This is a genomic window from Nocardia elegans NBRC 108235, assembly GCF_001612845.1.
Classification (GTDB): domain Bacteria; phylum Actinomycetota; class Actinomycetes; order Mycobacteriales; family Mycobacteriaceae; genus Nocardia; species Nocardia nova.
Genome location: NZ_BDBF01000006.1, coordinates 135,553 through 153,681, shown reverse-complemented (window position 1 = coordinate 153,681; position 18,129 = coordinate 135,553). Strand labels below are relative to the sequence as shown.

Genomic DNA, 18,129 nt, shown 5'->3' with positions numbered 1-18,129 from the left:
CGTGTTGCCGCTGCTGTCCTTCCGCAACTCGGACGCGTGGGCTTTGTCGTGCCGGGCACTGGTCACGGTGTCCACCGGGGCGGTCGGCCCACTCGGCGAATGTGCAGCGGTCCGGTCTGTTCATGGATCGAACCGCCGCACGATCACCCTCAGCGCGGGGCCATGCGGATGGCGCCGTCGAGGCGGATGGTTTCGCCGTTGAGCATCGGGTTGGACACGATGTGCGCGGCGAGGGCACCGTACTCGGACGGATCACCGAGGCGGGCCGGGTGCGGCACCTGGGCGCCCAGTGACTGCTGCGCCTCGTCGGGCAGGGTGCCGAGCAGCGGCGTCTTGAACAGCCCCGGCGCGATGGTGTTCACGCGAATCAGCAGTGAGGCGAGATCGCGGGCGATGGGCAGGGTCATCCCCACGACACCGCCCTTGGAAGCGGAATAGGCGGCCTGGCCGATCTGGCCCTCGAAGGCGGCAACCGAAGCGGTATTGATGATGACGCCACGCTCGCCATCGACCGGTTCGGTCTTGGCGATGCGTTCGGCGGCCAGTCGGATCACGTTGAAAGTGCCGATCAGGTTGACGGTGACGACCTTGGTGAAGCCGTCCAGCGGGAAGGGGCCCTTCTTGCTGACGGTCTTGGCGGCGTTGCCGATGCCGGCGCAGTTGACCGCGACCCGCAGCGGCCCCAGCGACTCAGCGACATCGAGCGCCTGCGATACCGCATTCTCGTCGGTGACGTCGGCGGCGACGAAACGCACCCGCCCGCCGAGTTCCTTGGCGACGGCCTCGCCGTTGGAGGAGGGGAGGTCGATGATGACGACGTGGGCGCCGTCTGCCAGCAGCGCCTTGGTTGTGGCCAAGCCGAGGCCGGAGGCTCCGCCGGTGACGACGGCGACGCTGTCGTTGATCTGCATCCGAATGTCCTTTCGCGACGCGGGAGATTCCGACACTCCCGGTACATAGTTCACTATGTAATCTATCTGAAAGAATTAACGGGCGGTAGCCGCGACTTCCGATCGAAGGTCGGATCCGTGGGTGCCAGGATCGAGGGGTGGTGTACGAACGGTTGTCGCTCGCCCCGGGCGAGTGGGAGTTGCGGATCGGTCCGCTCGGTGAACCCGAGGGGCCGCTGGTGGCGGTGTCGTTGGACGAGTGGCGAGCGGAGTCGCCGGCCAGGATTCGGCAGGCGGCCGAAGCGGTAGCGGGGAGCCTCCGGATCGTTGTGGGCGTTCTCGAGTCCGAGCCGACGGCTCGGTTGGAGCCGCTGCTGCGTGCCACGACGCTGACGCTGTCGTCGTCGGCCGAGGGGCGGGAGCTGATCGGGTGTGTGGATCTGCGGTCCGGCGTGGATCGGATTTCGGACGCGGTGGGCCGGAACCCGCGTGCGAGTGTGGCTTTGGCGAGGTTGGTGCGTCAGACGTCGGCGCTGGATGTCGAGGCGGGGCTCGCCGCGGAGGCCGCGGTGTATTCGATGTTGCTGGGTGGCAGTGAATTCGCGCGCTGGCGTGCCGAAAGGCCGGTGCGCCCGGTGGTGGCCCCGGAGCAGCCCGTGGTGCGGGTCGAGCGCCGCGGCGACCGGCTCGAGGTTCTGCTCGACAATCCGGGACGTCGCAATGCGGTGAGTATGCGGATGCGTGAGTCGCTGCTCGAGGCGTTCCAGCTGGCGGAGCTCGATCCTTCGATCGCGCGAATCGAATTGCGCGGTGCCGGACCGGCTTTTTGCAGTGGTGGTGATCTCGACGAGTTCGGTGTCGCTACCGATCTGGTCGCCGCGTATCTGGTGCGTCTGGAGCGGGCGCCGTGGCGGATCATCGATCGGCTGCGTGATCGGGTGACGGCCCGGGTGCACGGTGCGTGTATCGGGGCCGGCATCGAGATGGCGGCCTTCGCGGGGCGGCTGACCGCTGCTCCCGACGCATTTTTCCAGCTGCCCGAGATCGGGATGGGATTAGTGCCGGGAGCCGGTGGCACGGTGAGTGTCGTGCGGCGCATCGGACGATGGCGAGCGGCCTGGATGATGCTCACCGGGGAGCGAATCGACGCCGAGACCGCCGTGCGCTGGGGGCTGGTCGACGAGATCGGCCCCGTCGAACCCGGGTTCTCCGTATAGAAGGTGTCCCGCCGAGGGCGAGGCGCCGACCCGACCACCGACCGGATCGGTTCGTCAGCCCCGCCGGAAGACGATCTCTCCGGCTTGCACGACGACGCGGACCGCCGAGGAGGCTGGGTGGGTCAGCGCGACGCCCAGTGGTTCGGACAGCAGGCACAGATCTGCCGGGCAGCCGGTGTGCAACCGTCGTGGCGGCCCGCCCGGGTTGTCGGGCGCGGAAAGGAATCCGTCCAGGGCCACTCGAGCCGAAACGCGTTCTGCCGCTGCCACTCTCACGCCCGAACCGGTGGTCCTGCGGACGGCGGCGCGGATAGTGTGCCATGGATCGGCTGCGCCGAAGGGGGCATCACTGGAGGGGGCGACTCGGACTCCCGCGGCTACCAGCGACGCATACGGGTACAGCAGGTGATGGTCACGTTCGTCGACGGTGGCGAGGTATTCATCGCCACGGTCTGCGATGAAACATGGCTGGGTCACCACTGCCAGGTCCATGCGAGCAAGGTCGCGTCGCGTCTCGGGCGGGATGATCGCGGCGTGTTCGATGCGGTCGCCCGGCATCGTCCCGGTCGATTGCAGCGCGGCCAGTGTCAACAGCAACGATTCGCGGGTCACACAATGGACGGCGACGGCCCGTCCCTTTTCTCGTGCGGACTCGATAGCAGCGATGAGCTCGGGCAGGGTGGGCAGGTCGTGGTCATGTAGCAGTAACTTGCGTGGTCCGGCGGTCAGGCCTGAGACGGGGTGTGTGATCGCCGCCGCGCCGAGGACGTGGACTCGCAGCCGAAGCCTGCCGTCGCGGACGGCGGCGCCGAGAGTGAGCTGGCCGGTGCCGTCCTCATCGGGGGTGGCATCGGTGACTCCGGTGATTCCGTAGGAGGCAAGCCGCGTGCCAAGTGCGGCGAGGTCGGGTTCGGAGGTTCCGAGTGCCTCGCGCAGTCGTGCGTCGAAGCGCCAAAGCCGTCCCGTGGCAACACCTTCGGCATCGCGCTCCACGTCTGGGCTGGTGTCGACGGTGCTGCCGAGTGCGGCGATACCAGCCGAATTGAGTGTCCACAGCGCTCCGCCGCGGTGCTGGATTCGGACAGGCCGGTCGGCGATCATCCGATCGAGGATGGCGCGATCGAGAATTCCCGCCACGGATTCGTGATAGTTGACGCCGCGAATCCAGTGACCCGCCGGCAGCCGAGAGCTCACGTCGCGCAGCGCGTGCCGAAGTTGTTCGGCCGAGTGCACCTGAGGCGGGCCGCAGTCGAGGGAGTCGGCAGCCGCCGCCGCGGCCAGCAGGTGAATGTGATGATCGTGCAGACCCGGAATCAGGGCGCCACCATGTGCCGCGATCACGTCCTCGTCCGCCCGCGGAACCAGCCCGGCTGCCAGTTCCCGGACCACACCGTCGGCTATCCGGGCATCGAGCAGCCGCCCCGCTACGTCGGCGCCTTGGATCAACACGCTCATCCGCTCAACCACCGCGACAACGTCTTCTGTGTATCGGCGCCCAGTGCCGCGGCCGCGGTCGGTGCGTGGCGGGCGCGGGGTGCGGCGACCGGAAATTCCGCGTCCGCGGTCCGCACGTGCCAGAGGTCGTCCGGGCCGTTGACCACTTCGTGGGGCTCGACGCGATTGCGGAGGGTGGCAGCGACGACGTCGCGCATCGACAGGTCGACCAGAAACGCCCGGTCCGACGACAATACGGCGGCTGCGGCAACCGCGGCGTGCACTCCGGCCACCGGATCTGCCAACGCATCGCCGCAGGGCAGCACCTCGCAGCCGTCGAAGACGACCGCTCCGGCCGCAGCGGCCACATCGTCACCGAAACCGACTCGATCCGACCACGGTCCCGTTCGCCCGTAGGCGGTGATACTCAGCCAATTCGTGCCGCCCGCGACCGCGGACTCGGCATCGATACCGAGCTGGCGTAGCGCTCGTGGCCGGGAGGCCTCCAGCACCAGATCAGCGACGTCGATGAGACGCTGTAATGTTTCGACGCCTTCAGCGGTGTTCAAATCGATTGCCACGCAAGCATGTTCGGCATGCATCAGGTCGAAGAAATCGCGGCAACCGGAACGAGCCCCGTCCGGTCGGCGCGTGCTCTCCACTTTCACGATGTGGGCTCCGGTGCGGCCCAACAGGTGCGCGCACAGGGGGCCCGCCCACAGCGAGGTCAAATCGACGACAACCGGCTCGGCTCGGCGATGTTGCCGAAAGCCGCCTGGCCGCACGACGATTCCGCGCCCACCACGATGTCGGAACTGTTCGTCCTGCGGCATTCCGGGGGTGTCGGGGACCGCCGCGGCGGCGATTCCCAGTAGCTGGGCGCGTGCCGCCGCATCCTCGGCGGAACACGTTCGCGCCCATTCGGCAACCGCCTGCCATGGGGCACCGCCGACCTCACCTTCGACCAGGGCGGGCAGCAAAGCGAAGTCGTCCTGTCGTGGCAACGAGATACCCAGGTACCCGTGCATAGTCGGGAACATTCGAAAGGCTCCCCCCACCGACCATGGCGCATTGCGACCACGTCCGAACAAGGCTGCACGTTCACCGAGAACTTCGACCCCGGGCCACGGCAGCGCGCTCGACCCGTCAGGGGGGCGCAATGCCGCCAACAGAGCCAATGCGGCCCCGGTCGCGGCGGCGGGCGCCCCGGGAGAGACCATTGGCGGGCCGCCGGCCCGGCCGGTGAGCGCCATCGCGCCGGAGTCCGCCCAGGCCCGCACCGCCGAACGAGAATCGACGAGTACCGTGCGCCGCTGTCCACGGTCGTTCTCGGGGCGGGCGCCGAGCTCCTGGAGCAGGCGCCGGGCATGCTCCGCGGCCGCTCCCTCGCCCCGCGCCTCGATGGCTACGCCGGACAAGGGCATGGCATCGGCCGACTCGGCCGTCACTGCCTCGTCACAGTGGCGTACGGGTCGGGTCTGTTCGATGTCTGATTCGTTCATATGTCGATTCGATCGGGCGTTGAAAGGGCCCGTGCCAGCCTACGTAAAAGTTGTGGAAGAGTGCGGAAACCGCGGCGTCGGGCAGTGAACTGAGCCGGCCGTGGGATGCGGCGGCATCATCGTGGGCTGTGGCGCGCTGCACGACCCCGCTGAGATCAAAAGCCGATGACGGCAGCGGTGACAGCGCCTCGGGGCTACCTGCCTGATCCAAGCGGCAGAATGCAGCAACACAACATGCACTTCGGCCTGCTCCTCGTCCTCGGCCTGGCGCCGGGGAGCTCCAGCAGCGGCATCCTCGGACTTGATGAGTTCACCTTGGTCGCCACCCACCGCCCGGCAGGAGCAACAGTCGATCGGAAGGTCGTTGAACGTATTTTGCCTGGCAATCGACTGCCGCCCTCGGAGTATGCAAAAAGTTGACCTCAGCGTGGCGGCCAAGTGCTGGGCCCATTGGGTTCCGCGCCCTTCACACCCTCGGCGTCGAACGTGCGAAACTCGGCATGACCGAGCCCGTCTCGGGTGGCCCTTGCCGGATGTGAGTTTGGGAGTTTTCGGTTCGGTACTGTGAGATCGCCGTCGAATTTGGCTCCTCCGGATTCTCGGTCCCGCAGCGCCGTGTGCTGCAGGCACGGCTGGACAAGATCGCTGGCAGGTAAGCCCTTTCGCGGCTCCACGGCGGTTCGGGCCGCCGACCTACTGGGTCGAAGCCGGTACGTTCGCGACCGGGAACTATCGGGAGTTTGCGACCGTGCTGAGGTATCCGAGCTGTGCGCCGGCGCTTCGCGCCGACCCGATCCCCGCGACGGTGGTCACGGACTGACCCAGTCAGGCTGAACGCTATTTGTCGGTGCGGGCCCCGGTTGCGGCACCGAGGTGATCATGGGCGGCACCATGCCCGAGCTGCCTAGGATCAACGTCGCTCGACGCTCATGGTCGATCGTTAGCGGATGCTGAGTAGTGCGAGTGCCCACGTGCCGAAGGCGTGGCTGATGGTGAGGACGATCTGGTCGGGCGCGGCGCCGTCTTCGAGATAGCTCTGCAGGTTCAGTAGATTGTCGGCGGAGTGCACGTGGGCGAAGTCGGCGACGTTGTCGACATAGCAGAGGTTGTGGTCGAGTCCGGCTGACAGGGTCATGAACCGTAGTGCTTCGGTGTTGATGTTGTTGGTGATCACCTGCCGGATCTGGGTGCGGTCGATGTCCGCACGCGACAGCACCTCGTCCACAAGGCCGAGCAGGGTGCGGCGGGTGAGGGCGGCGATGGTGTCGGGGTTGGTGGCGGCGCGGATGAGTTGGTCGGTGGCGGTGGCGGTGGTAAGGATTTCGATGCGGGCGGGTTCGGTGGTGACGAGGCAGGAGGCGGCGCCGTCGCTGATGACGGAGTTGACTTGGCGGAGCAGGCGCTGTTCGGGTGCGGTGCAGGCGTCGGCGGTGACCAGCAGGACGGTGCGGGCCTCGCCGGAGGCGACGAGGGTCCGGGCCAGGTGTAAGGCGGTGCCGAAGTTGGCGCATTCGGCGGCCGAGATCCCGATCGGTGTGGCGTGGCTGAGTCCGAAACGCTCACTCAGTTGCAGCAGTTCGGTGTTTTCGATCTGTCCGAACCCGATGGTGGAGGAGGCGAGCATGAGGATGTCGATCCCAGACGCCGGTATCCGCGATTGGTCGAGGGTTTCCGCGATGCAGGCGGCGGCCATGTCGACGGGCGAGTCGCGAGCGCGCCTGTAGGTGGCGAGTCCGACCTCATGTAGGGCATCGACCAGTCTTGGCTCGGCGGCAATGGGTTCTATGTCTGTGATGGGCCGCGGGTCGCCGGTGGTGTGAGCTATTCCGGTCATGAAAACGCGCATGGTGTTCTGCCTTGAAACGTGTTGGGACACTGACGTTATCTGCATTCCGCGCTGGCGTTGCTGATGGCGTAAGCGACGAGGATGGCGTGTGGGCTGTGGAATTCGCTGATCTGCAATGAGATAGCGGCCGGATTGGGAGAACCGGTGTGCCGCAGTAGGACCGGCTTGCCGGACGGGCGGCCATAGCTGACGGTGGTGGGATGTCTGGTCCAGAGTTCGGCGAAGTGCGGGTTGGCGGCCAAGGTGTGCAGCAGGGCGCGAGCGTGGTGGCTGCGGCGGTAGGGGCCGATGGCCGCACGCAGCGCGGCGACGACGTGCGGTGCTTCGTCATCCCAGTCGACGAGCAGCCCACGCGCGGTCGGCTGGAAGAACCACAGCGCGATGTTGTTGCCGGCCTGACGGAGGCCGGGCAGCGCGGCATACAGCCGGTCGCTGGCGGTGAGCACGGTCGACAGGGGAGTGGTGTAGGCGCAGATGATGTGCGCGGCATCTAGATGTGCGAGGTGGGCGTTGACTTCGGATGTTGCGATCTGGTGCCGTAGTTCGTCGTCAGCCGGAAGCCGCTGGGGCGGGTTCCACAAGTCGTAGGTGTGGCGGCGTTGGGCGGGATCGAGGTCGTAGCCGCGCACGATCTTGGCCAGGGTGTCGACGGTGGGAACGGACCGGCCGTGCTCGATTTTGAAAAGATAGGCCGTGCTGATTCGGGCGCGAGCGGCGGCGATCTCGCGTGACCAGCCCCGCTCGTTGCGTAGCTGATCCAACCAGATGTGCAGGTTCGGTATCTCCACCCGTGCGGCGGCGCGGGCGCGTCGGGTGCGTCGAGGTGGGTGCCTGCCGTCTTTGTGGCCGCGTATTCGGTTCACCCGCCTGTCTCCATCTCTCCCCGACACCGTCTCGACCGGATCTGAAATATGAATAGTCATAGAGTTCGCGCGCATTGGACCGTGACCGATCACTGGTGTTTCAATGCCGCTCGTTGGTGTCGGTGCGATGGCGAGCGCTGAATTCGGTCCATGACATGGGTGGTTTCTTGGCGGTGAGTAATTGGGCGCGGTCGCGGAGCATGCATTCGGTGCGCAGCTGCATGGCGAATTGCCGGACGAATGCCGCCAATTCGAGGTCGTCGGCGGTGTCGGCGTAGGTTTGGATGAGGTTCGCGGCGTCGCTGACCTGCGACGCGACTCGGTAGCCGCGGTCGAGGTCGGATGAGAACAACTCCCGGCGCTCTGGACTCATGATGCAATTCCCTCCCGCATTACGCCGTAGGCGCTTTCGAACGAAATTCGTTGCACGACGGTGTGCTTCGACGGTGTGGCAGCCGAAACGCATATACCCCTGTGTATTCATGACCGGAGTCACACCGAATTGTGTGGTTGCGGCCTGTATGCGCTTGCGATCTCGCTCTAGCATTGTGTGCACAGTGCGGGGGGTCAACGGTTGCAGCGGGGACAACTTGTGCCCGGTGGCGGCACACGATCGGTGGGGAGGAAGCCATGACAATACCGGCGAGGTTCAGGAACCTCGGCGCGTTCATCGAAAAGCGCAGGAAGCAACTGGGTTTGGACCGGTTCCAGCTGGGCCAGCGGGTCGGGCTGGCGGCGGACACGATCAAGAAGATCGAGCTCGAGAAGCGTCCGCTGGTCGATGAGAACATTCGAAAAGTGTTGGCAGCATTGGAAGTTCAGGAGAACAACGTTCGCTTGCTTCTGTCGGCGCGGGAGGGGCGGCTGCGGTCCGACGACAGTGCGCCCTGTGATCTGGAGCTTCGCGCTATCGAGGCGATCACGGTGCCGGTGTTCATCCTCAACACCGTCATGGGCCGCATCGTGGCCGCCAACCGCGCGTGTGAGTCCCTGATGCATCTGCGCGCCGGTGTGAGTATCTACGAATGGCTGGTCGCCGACCCGTGGACGAGGCAACTGCTCGGGCAGGACTGGCGCACGATTGCCCACGGCCTGATCTGGGGTGCCGCGCCACTGATCGAGTGTGTGATGCCAGACAGTGAGCGGGAGCGGCTGCTCGAGGTCTGCAGTCGGGTTCCGGAATGGGAGACGTTGTGGACCACCCGCCCCGCCACCGCCGAATACATCTACGGCACACGCATGACCAACCCCGGCACAGGAGACACGCTCGACTACTCGTTCACCGCGTCCGAGCTGCGGTTTCCACCTCGGGTGGGGTGGTGGCAGGGGCAGCTCACCCCGCAGCGCCAGAGTTGGCGCGGGTGAGTGCATGAACGTGGCCCGGGAGGGAACAGGTGGATGCCTGGTGGTCTTCCCTCCGGGCCACGCCGTCCCGTGACGCCATACCGTCACGGGGTCCACCTTGTCGCCGCCGCCGCGGCAGCGGCGGCGGCGACAAGGTGGACCGCTGTGACGGCGTGGCGTCGGTGGCGGTGTGTTCGATGGCGGCGGCGATGTCGGTGGCGGTGAGAGCCCATGTTCGCCCGGCCCGATGTCCCGGCAGCGTGCCGGCTTTCAGCTGCCGCAGATACCACGCTTCGGACTTGTGCAGCGCGCGCGCCGACCGAGACCGGGTAGGTACGTTCATGCGGAACCGCCACTACATCCGCGGCATCCTCGAAACCCTTGGTGTCTGGGTGCTCATCGGTCGACACACCAGCACCGCCTTCACGCTATGAAACAGGCTGTGCCCCAACGCCGTCCGGGCCCCTACGCCCAGCAGTGTGCGATCGATACGCCAAGAACAGCCGAACTCCGGGTTCTTCGATTAGTTCGGCGACTTGCACGGTGACCGGCGCATTGTGGTCGCCCGAGCGGCGCGGAGAAGGACCGCCGTCGTAGGCGACTTCGACACCGCTACGCCACAGCGCGGCGAAGTGCGTACTAGCGGCGAGTCGTTGAAGGAGTCGGGCTCCCTCCGGCGCGTGGCGGAAGCGGCCCAGCGCCGCGCGCAGCGTCGCGACAAAAAACTGCGCATCCTCCTCACCGCCACCGCCACCGCCACCGCCACCGCCACCGCCACCGGCAGCGGTACCCGGGTGGGAGGGTTCGCCGGGCGACGAAAAGCGCCAGATGGCGAGGTTGTTCTCGGCTTGGTCCAGGCCGGGAAACATGCTGCGGAACAGGCGGTTGGCTGCTACGACGTTCCACAGAGGATCGCAGAAGCCGCAGGTAATCGACCGGGCCTCCCACGTCGCCAACTCGGCCCGGCGACCAGGAGTCGCTATACGCTCACGCAGCTCGTCCAGTGGAGCCAGGACGGCTGCGGGTTCCCACAGGTCGATGGTATGGCGGCTTTGGATCGGTGTCAGTTCGTAGCCGGTGATGATCTTGTCGAGGGTGTGGCGGCGCGGAGTCGCGGCGCCGGTCTCGACCGACTTCAGATAGGCGGCACTGACGTGTGTGTACTGGCCGGCCTGCTCACGGGTCAGGTCGCGGTGTTCGCGCATCACCCGTAGCCAGGACCCGAGCGTTGGAATGCGGACCGGCACATCACCAGCCAAACGGGCGACCTCGGGTGGCTGTAGAGCATAGGGTGAACCGGGAGTGGTGGTCATGAAACCCCCTCGAACGCCGACACTTTCGCGCCAGCGAATACAGGAAATGGTGAAAAGCTCTCTCCCCTGAGCGCTTTCATGCGACACGAGTTCGAACCCGGACGGCCTGATGGACGAATCGCGTTTCAGGTACCCGAGGCCGCCGAGCTGGTCGGTGGCGAGACCGGCGCAGGTGTCGAAACGGTGTTCCGGAACGATGATTTCCAGTTCCAGCCCGAGGTAGAGGGGGCCGGTGCCGTGGAAGCGGGGGTCGGGGCGGTAGGTGTAGTTCCACACCTTCCCCCGCTGGGCGCAGCCCTCGCATCCGTGTCCGGGTTGGACGAGGGTGCCGCATTCCGGGCAGGCGTGGAAGCGGCTGGCGCAGCGGGGGCAGGCGCGGTGCCCGCCGGAGATGTAGCGGCTGTCGGCACTGAACCGCCCGCAGCTGAAGCACGCGGCGAACAACGCGCCCGCGCACCGCGCGCACACCGGGTCATCGGTGTCGGTGCGCAAGTGCGGGCCGGTCAACCGCCGGCACGACAGACACCCCGCCCACCCGGACAAGCAGTGAGCACACAACTCGGATTCCTCAGCGGTGCGAGTCAAACGCAGTGACGGGGTCCGGCAGTAGTCGCAGCGGGGCAGTTGCTGCCAACACGACTCGCACACAGCGACATTCGCGATGCACAGCTCCGTTTCGGATGGCGCGCCGTCACAGACCGCGCACGGCGGGCCAAGGATCGGATCGGTCATGAACGCACACACCCTCCACAACAGAAAAGAGCGCCGGCCGACAAGGGAGTCGACCGGCGCACGGAGACGGACAAGAACAGGGCAAAACAAGAACAACGGCGAGCATTCGAAAGGAGCCGAGGGCCGAGCCGCTGCGTCATGAAGAGATGCCTTGACGCGGGGGGCTGTTCGTTCAGGCGGCCAGGCTGGGACGGGCGTATTCGCAGTCGTCGGCCGGTTGGCCGTGGTGTCGGCCCGGGCAGTCGATAGACCCCACGGCACGGTCGGTCACGGACAGCCGGGTGCGGGTCTCGGCTTCGAGATCGTCGATGCGGGACTTCGCGATCGCTTCGTAATGCTCGTGCGAACCGGTCACCGATTCCAGGTGAGGGAATCCGGCCTGGATCCACATGCGCACGTAGAGACCGAAGGCGGCCGTGTTGAGCGGCGCCTTTTGGCTGGCCTGCATGATCGCGAGCGCAACCTCGGCCGCGGTCCCAGAAACAGGGGACAGGCTCGCGGCGACGCGGTCGAGCAGTTCACGGCAGTGCGAGCGGTACACGAATTCCTGGCGCATCCGGTCATGGGTAGGTGTCAACAGCGCGAACGAGTGGTACAAGATGTTGCGGTGGCGCGGATGGCGTCGTTGCGCGCGGGTGATTTCGTCTTCGGCCCAGTCGATCTGTTCGAACGCAGGCTCGAGATCGGACAGACACCGAGATACCGCCGATGCGATATCAGCGACACGTCGAGCTGGCTTTCGGTCACGACGGACTCCTATCGTTGGATGAAGGAAGCGAACCGGTACTCCAGCGTCGGCTGGCTCGCACGCCGCGATTCGCTGCCCATATCGATGCCGGCAGAAGAGGCGATGAACGCGGGTGCGGCCAGCGCGCTGCATGCCGAAAATGTTTGGTGTTCATGCGCATTGGATGCATCCGAATACTGGGATCTGGCGCATCTGGAAGGCAGCAGAGCAGCAGTTTGATGCTGAGCGTGGGTGTTGGTTCGAAGTTTTAGCTGTCCGCGGCGGACACGTCGCTCACGGCCTACTCCGACTCCAGGGGCGAGGCCGGACCGTGGTTGTATCGTTGAAACTGCGAGGCACGACTGATCTCCTCAGCCGTTGGGAGATCCCGCGATGAACGATGACCGCAACACAGGGCCGCAGCGCGGACAGGGCAGTAGTGAACTTTCGGCGCGGCTGCAACATTCGCGTGATGTGCTGGAGCGCCGACGGGCCGCCGAACGCCAACGCGAACAAGGCGTCGCCGACGCAGTGCGCGAGTACTGGTCTGCATGGCAGGCGATAGCGACGATCGAACGACGCCGCGACCGCCGCATCCAATCCCTGCGCGACAAGATTCGCGACATCACCAAAACCGCTGCCACGGACATCGCCGTGCACCAGGAGACTCAGGCCGCAGCCGTGACACGCATGGACGAATACGGATGCAATGCCAACGACATCGCCGAACTACTCGAAATCAGCACCAAGGCCGTGCGTCAATTCCTCGCCGCCGGCCGCGCGGAGCCCGGACCACTTGACCAGACGCCACACCTGGGAAGCAAACCATCACCCGCGGAGTCGCAGCCGCCCTCGCGATCAGAACGAGGACCGAACAGTCACGGTTCGAGTGCCGGACCGCACATCGGGACTGTCATGCCATCGCCGCCGCCGCATGATGGCGGGGTCGTCCCATAGCGGTCAAGGGTGGCTTAGCATCAGGCGTCGTTCACGTAACCGCCTGCGTTCCAGACGATCCACTGAAAGGTGCCAGGAAAAACCGGATGTCGCACGGGGATTCCCTCCGCGGGCGCGAACGGCCAAAAACACACACCACACCGATGGCAGTAGACACCGGCGCGCCATACCGCATACGCGGCCGGCGCTCCGCGACGAATCCGAGCAGATCGCCGAATCCGTTGAAAGGCGGACCACAACATCCACAACGAGGGCGCCGCAAGAAACAGCACGACTACCGAGCTGACAATGATCAGGGACAGAATCGACATGTCGCGCGGAGGTTCGGCAACGACACCACCGACCGCAATCACGGCGACGGCCACAGCGGGCAGTGCGAGAACCAGGGCCCAAAAGGTCAGCCGGCCAGCACCACGGAAACTGGGCTCCGCCGCGAGAGAAGAAGCGAGCTCCGTGGACGACGTCTGCTCGAACGTCGACGACCCGGCGACCGGGAGTAGGCCACCCGAGCCGACACCAACGCCGGTGTAGTAACCAGTGCCGTACACCGTGGCGGTGCCGGAAGCCCGGATCGCAGGCACGCTCTGCACGCAATCGTCGTATCCGCAAGAGGGGCACGATATATCGACGCTCATGAGGTTTCGAGTCCCTCCGACCGCCGCTGCGCCGGGAAGATCGCAGGTGCGCAACAACGTCTCTGCTCGTAGCCGGTATCGAGATGGTTGCGTCAATCGAACACCGCCATCCGGAGCCTGTCGATAGGTAAAACGCACAACGGTGTCACGCATCGGGCAGGTACCTCCGCATCTATGACACAAATGTGGCGCACATCATCTGAACCGGCTAGGGATGCCTGCTCGTGACCTGCACAAATCCGTGAAGTATGAGTCGCGTCTCGGCGTGCTCGAGTGCGGCGCCGCCTACGGGGACCTGTCACGTGTGGTCGACTGGTCGACTGACGCTGTCAGGTGCAGGGATGGAATGTTCACGGCGGCAGTTGGGAACGGGTATGGTTTTCCCCGGAAAAGTGCGCGAATCCTTTGAGTTCCGCGGTGGGAGTCACAGAGGGCACGACCGCTGGATGATGCACGTGTTGTCCCTCGTCAGTTGAGCCGGATCGGACTCCAGTACTTCCTGGAATCCCTTGCGGCGACTGCGGGAAAGCGATGGTGCTCGGTCTGAATACCGGAGTGGCGGCTGTATGCAGCACCTCTCGGTGCGTGGCTGGGATCTCGATCCCGTTGTGGCGGCTGGTCGATGCCTCCGGGAAGGACTGCAACCCTGCGGGTCCTCACCGTCCGGTCCCTCGTGATGCCGATTCCGTGATCACACCGGTCAGCTCTGACTCCACCGGCGAGCTGCGGCCGCACTGGCTAATGATCCATTGAGTACGACTTGCCACCGCTCAACAACAGTGGCTGTGCGAACACGGTCTAGACCGGACGCAAACGCCGCGGTCGTAGTCGTCGACGACAGCGGACACTGCCTCACGCCGGCGCCCCTGCATTCGAGCTGCGCGGACGAATCAGTCTTACTGTTCCCACATCTCGTCCGAAACCCGGCCAGCACAGTCACGATCGCCCGCGCGCAGGTGGACCGTGAGGGTGATCTGGCCCCGGAAATCGGGCTCACCCAAGACTGGCGAGTGCCGACCGGGCTGTACTGGTTCGGCGCGACCAGGGTTGACACACCGCGTCGACATTGCGAAGGCAGCTTCAGTGAGCCTTGTTGTAGGCCTCGACGATGTCTTTGTGAATCCGTCCCCGTCGCGACACTTCGTATCCGTTGTCGCGTGCCCAATCTCGAATCGCCGCAGTCTGCTGCTTGTCGGCGGTGGTCCGGGTTTCGATCGTCTTGCTCTTACCCCGCGGGATCCGACCGACCCGCCGAGCAGGCTCGGTCCACGGTTCGAACGCTGCCCGCAGCTTCCCGGCATTCTTCAGGGACAGGTCGATCTCGTACTCCACGCCGTCGATGCCGAAGCGCACCGTCTCATCAGCCTTGGACTTCCCGTCGTAGTCGTCCACCAGCTCGACAATGACCTTCTTCGCCATGAAGCACCTTTCAACAGCCGACACGTGACGTGGCGAAATGCTAATGCGCCGTAGGTCTTGCAACAAATCCGGCACAACCAGGGCGGGGTGGAACGTCCGCGAATAAGTACGTCGGTGGAGCCTCAGTAGACCAGGGCGATACCGCCCTGAGTTTCCGACGACGCTGGCCGGGACGGACTGGATCCGGATGATTAAGACGACATGGGCGGTCGCTCTATCGATTCCGTGGGTGCAATACTCGTCTTATGGTGCGGCGTTGAGGATGTTTTGTCCGTAGGGTGCGGCGGGTGGGCATAGGCATTTGACGCTGGCGCCGGCGACGATTTCCATTGTGTGGAAGTCGTCGGGCCGGGTGTGGGGGAGTGCTGCTCCGCTGCTTCCGCGCCTCTTCGGGATGGGGCACCTGAGCCGCACTCAAAGCAGCGGCCCGCAGCCTTCCGAGGCTGAAGGCCGCTTGTCATCATTTTGGTGCAATCGCAGGAAAGTTCCTCTATCCCGCGGAACCGGTAGATGCCGGCGGACCTGATGTCGCCCCGAGGTCGGCCGGACCTGCAACGCGCAGGCCACCGTTCGTTCCTGTCCCGCATCGGGCCGACACCTCCTCCTCTCCGCATAAGTCGGCCTCCGGTCGCCGTACCATCACACGAGACACGGGCCCGGCTCGATGACGGCCCCCGCCCGGACGACCGTCAACGGGAAGCGAGGGAGGTTGCCGACGATGCAGCCGAAAGACTCGACCCGCAACATGTTTCGACACACTGTCAGCCAGTGTTATTGAGTGTCAACGGGTGAGGACGAGTGATGTGCGATCGACGTTACGCTAGACGATGAAGCCATTGGGGGACAGCGAGTGCCAACGGCAAATGTGATTGGTTAAGGAACATCTCTCAATCATTTTCTTGGTCGATGGGTATCCGATGTTCGGTCCGGGGAATGCTTTTCGTGACCGCGCATAGCGGCGTTGATGAGTGTAGATGTTCACAGTCGTGTTGCGAACCGAGGATGCCTTTCTTGTCTACCGGAACGCTTCGGTAGCGAAGCTGAGTGGCCGCCATTCGTGGCCGGATCCGGCACCGGCCAGCCGTTCCGATGCGACCCTTTCTGGTCATGTCGAACCGCGCCGCTGGCCTCTCCGGGAGTGCGGCCTTCATTACAAGACGGTCTCATTGATGCGGATGCGCGCAGCGCATCGTAATCTCGAAGTCGCGAGGAACCAGCGGTCTCAGTGACATCCGTCAGGAGACGAAGTTGCTGTGTTCACACTGTCTGAAGAGGTTCCCGCGCAAATTCTCGGTGGGTATCAATCTCGCCTGTCAGCTCTGGGCTATACGCCACCGGGGCGTGATCGCCTGCGACGGAGGCTGTTGTGTCTATGCCCGTCGAGCTGCGAGTCAAGTTCCCAGTGCGGTGGCGGCGAATTCGAGTATTGAGTTCTTCGCAGTCCGAGGTGACCTTCAGTGCGCTTTAACCGGCTATGGCGAAATCGCTTGTAAGAGCTATTGCCGCCTTCGAAAGGCGTCGACTCGCGACGAGCGAAAGCTCGGAGCTTTGTGGGGGCGGACACCATTCGGGCAATCCTTCAGCTACCTCGACAGCCCTTGCTTCCGACCCCACCGATAGCGGAGTTTATCCATGCCTGCCTACCTGACCCCCGAAGAAGTCGCCGAACGCCTTCGGCTCAGCCCGCGAACCCTTTCCAACTGGAGGGCAAAGGGCAAGGGCCCCAAGTGTATTCGCATCGAAGGCGGCCGTGTCCGCTACCCCGAAGCCGACTTCATCGACTGGCTACGGGAACTGGAACAACAACCATGAGAAAGGTCGAACAATGCCACGAGACGCGTTGACGCCCGGCGCGTACCCGCCCAAGGACAAGATCGTCCCGATCAAAGGCCGCGACGGTGTGTACCGGCTGACAGACGTCCGTCACCGCACCATCAGCGGTTGCTACACCCGGACATCGGCGCAAGGGCGCACGATAGACGAATGCCTGGAGTCGTTCGAGCGACGATGGAAGGTCAACCGCCTCAAGGGCGGTACGGTCCGTCGCAACAGTAAGCGCCAGGAACGCGTAAAACTGCAGCTCACCGACAAGATGAGCGCGGCCTTCAAGATGTTCGACGAGATGAAGAAGGTCAAGGCGGAGCAAGGCAAGCTGAAGTGGTACACGTACGACCTCTATCACCGCACGATTTACGCCAACGAGGGCGCACGGGCGCGTAGAGACGCGATCAAGCTGAATGTCGAGCTGGGCAGCTTCACCATCAGTGAGATGGGACGTCCGTCCGAACTACATGGTTACCTGCTCGACATTGCCGACCTGTCACCGTCGGTGGCCTACCGGCACCATGTCATTCTGCGCGCGGTCTTCACGGAACTTACGCTGCAGGGACTGTTCGATGTCTCGCCGATGCGAGACGTTCCCGCTCCGGACACCACGGTCGAGACGCCGCAGCGGGCGTTGAGTGAAGACGAGCGAGCCCTTCTGCCTGCGGTCCTCGGTGACGAGCAGAAGCGGCCCGAAGGGCATGAGTACGTGCTTCCGCTCGGTCTGGCCTTGCTGGGCACGGGAATCCGCCTGGGTGAGGGCCTCGCGCTGCGGTGGATGGATATCCCCGAGCTGGACGATCCGACCGTCGGGTGCGCCGTGGCGCACATCTGCGGCACGATGACCAAGCGCGTGGGGCTGCCTGCCTACCGTCAGGACGCCCGCAAGTGCGTCGGTGTCCCCGAGTATTGGATCAGACTGCCTCAGTGGCTCACAACAGTGTTGAGGGCGTGGAAAGACCTGTGTGAGCCGGCCGGCGAGGAAGAACACCTCTTCACCATCGGGGACCGTCCGGTCGACGCCTATCGCGCGCAGTATGCATTGGCCCGTCTTCGTCGTGGTACGTCCCTCGATTGGCTGTGTTGGGGTAATCTCCGCGACACAGCAGCTACGGAAGTGATGGGGCGTAGCGCAGACCGGCGCAGGGCGAGTGCGCAGCTCGGGCATTCCGAGGGGTCGACGATGGCGACTCGGCACTACGTCGACCGCAGAGGCTTCAAGCATCCCGTCGTCGACAACTCGGAGTACCTCGAGTACCTGAATCCGCAAAATGACGGCAATGTGCCGAACTTGATCTCCCGGTCGACCAGGACATCGCTCTGGCCAGCATAAATAGGGCGCCGCTTTGGTAACGACATCGTTACCAGTCCGGCCGCAACAGGGCTCCGAATCATAGGGCGTGGATCACGTCCTCCCGCTGGCGCG

16 protein-coding genes are annotated in these 18,129 nt (G+C 64.9%); 6 read left to right on the top strand and 10 right to left on the bottom strand.

The annotated features are described in order from the left end of the window. Positions 1-149 precede the first annotated feature (149 nt). Positions 150-911 (bottom strand): 3-hydroxyacyl-CoA dehydrogenase, encoded by a 762-nt coding sequence (locus tag NE2_RS05460; protein WP_063024405.1) that lies wholly within the window; start codon positions 909-911, stop codon positions 150-152. A 137-nt stretch (positions 912-1,048) separates the two neighbouring features. On the opposite strand from NE2_RS05460, the gene NE2_RS05455 reads away from it, so the two are divergent. Further along, positions 1,049-2,107, top strand: coding sequence for an enoyl-CoA hydratase/isomerase family protein (locus NE2_RS05455; protein WP_233429673.1), 1,059 nt, complete (start codon positions 1,049-1,051; stop codon positions 2,105-2,107). Between the two features lie 54 nt (positions 2,108-2,161). Here NE2_RS05455 and NE2_RS05450 read toward each other — a convergent pair whose 3' ends face one another. The 5 genes from NE2_RS05450 to NE2_RS05430 form a co-directional block, all read right to left on the bottom strand. Then, positions 2,162-3,562: an amidohydrolase family protein gene (locus NE2_RS05450; protein ID WP_063024403.1), complete on the bottom strand. Its 1,401-nt coding sequence runs from the start codon at positions 3,560-3,562 to the stop codon at positions 2,162-2,164. Further along, entirely contained in the window at positions 3,559-5,043 is a 1,485-nt protein-coding gene (locus NE2_RS05445) for a CoA transferase (protein ID WP_106958370.1), read from the bottom strand. Before NE2_RS05445 ends, NE2_RS05450 begins: the two co-directional genes overlap by 4 nt. Positions 5,044-5,983: 940 nt before the next feature. Then, positions 5,984-6,736 carry a hypothetical protein gene (locus NE2_RS37415; RefSeq protein ID WP_063024400.1) on the bottom strand — a complete coding sequence of 251 codons (753 nt, stop codon included), beginning with the start codon at positions 6,734-6,736 and terminating at the stop codon, positions 5,984-5,986. Between the two features lie 188 nt (positions 6,737-6,924). Further along, a complete protein-coding gene (locus NE2_RS05435; protein WP_063024398.1) occupies positions 6,925-7,677 on the bottom strand; it encodes a helix-turn-helix domain-containing protein in 753 nt (250 codons plus the stop codon). Between the two features lie 175 nt (positions 7,678-7,852). Further along, a complete protein-coding gene (locus NE2_RS05430; RefSeq protein WP_146165154.1) occupies positions 7,853-8,125 on the bottom strand; it encodes a hypothetical protein in 273 nt (90 codons plus the stop codon). 257 nt (positions 8,126-8,382) lie between these two features. On the opposite strand from NE2_RS05430, the gene NE2_RS05425 reads away from it, so the two are divergent. Continuing rightward, positions 8,383-9,117, top strand: coding sequence for a helix-turn-helix domain-containing protein (locus tag NE2_RS05425; RefSeq protein ID WP_146165153.1), 735 nt, complete (start codon positions 8,383-8,385; stop codon positions 9,115-9,117). Positions 9,118-9,524: 407 nt separating this feature from the next. Here the strand turns inward: NE2_RS05425 and NE2_RS05420 are convergent, their stop codons facing one another. Beyond that, complete coding sequence (locus tag NE2_RS05420; protein ID WP_157110921.1) at positions 9,525-10,901, bottom strand: MmyB family transcriptional regulator; 1,377 nt, start codon at positions 10,899-10,901, stop codon at positions 9,525-9,527. A 412-nt stretch (positions 10,902-11,313) separates the two neighbouring features. Continuing rightward, complete coding sequence (locus tag NE2_RS05415; protein ID WP_063024390.1) at positions 11,314-11,697, bottom strand: hypothetical protein; 384 nt, start codon at positions 11,695-11,697, stop codon at positions 11,314-11,316. A 51-nt stretch (positions 11,698-11,748) separates the two neighbouring features. Between NE2_RS05415 and NE2_RS05410 the strand changes: the two genes are divergently transcribed. Both NE2_RS05410 and NE2_RS05405 read left to right on the top strand, forming a co-directional pair. Next, positions 11,749-12,108 carry a hypothetical protein gene (locus NE2_RS05410; RefSeq protein WP_146165151.1) on the top strand — a complete coding sequence of 120 codons (360 nt, stop codon included), beginning with the start codon at positions 11,749-11,751 and terminating at the stop codon, positions 12,106-12,108. A 153-nt stretch (positions 12,109-12,261) separates the two neighbouring features. Further along, positions 12,262-12,825 (top strand): hypothetical protein, encoded by a 564-nt coding sequence (locus NE2_RS05405; RefSeq protein WP_063024386.1) that lies wholly within the window; start codon positions 12,262-12,264, stop codon positions 12,823-12,825. A 20-nt stretch (positions 12,826-12,845) separates the two neighbouring features. Here the strand turns inward: NE2_RS05405 and NE2_RS05400 are convergent, their stop codons facing one another. Together NE2_RS05400 and NE2_RS05395 are read right to left on the bottom strand one after the other, a co-directional pair. Then, entirely contained in the window at positions 12,846-13,415 is a 570-nt protein-coding gene (locus NE2_RS05400; protein ID WP_063024384.1) for a hypothetical protein, read from the bottom strand. Between the two features lie 1,125 nt (positions 13,416-14,540). Next, complete coding sequence (locus tag NE2_RS05395) at positions 14,541-14,879, bottom strand: histone-like nucleoid-structuring protein Lsr2 (protein WP_063024382.1); 339 nt, start codon at positions 14,877-14,879, stop codon at positions 14,541-14,543. 1,632 nt (positions 14,880-16,511) lie between these two features. Between NE2_RS05395 and NE2_RS34735 the strand changes: the two genes are divergently transcribed. Next, positions 16,512-16,691 (top strand): helix-turn-helix transcriptional regulator, encoded by a 180-nt coding sequence (locus NE2_RS34735; RefSeq protein ID WP_084493816.1) that lies wholly within the window; start codon positions 16,512-16,514, stop codon positions 16,689-16,691. 13 nt (positions 16,692-16,704) lie between these two features. Continuing rightward, positions 16,705-18,036: a tyrosine-type recombinase/integrase gene (locus NE2_RS05390; protein ID WP_063024380.1), complete on the top strand. Its 1,332-nt coding sequence runs from the start codon at positions 16,705-16,707 to the stop codon at positions 18,034-18,036. Positions 18,037-18,129 lie beyond the last annotated feature (93 nt).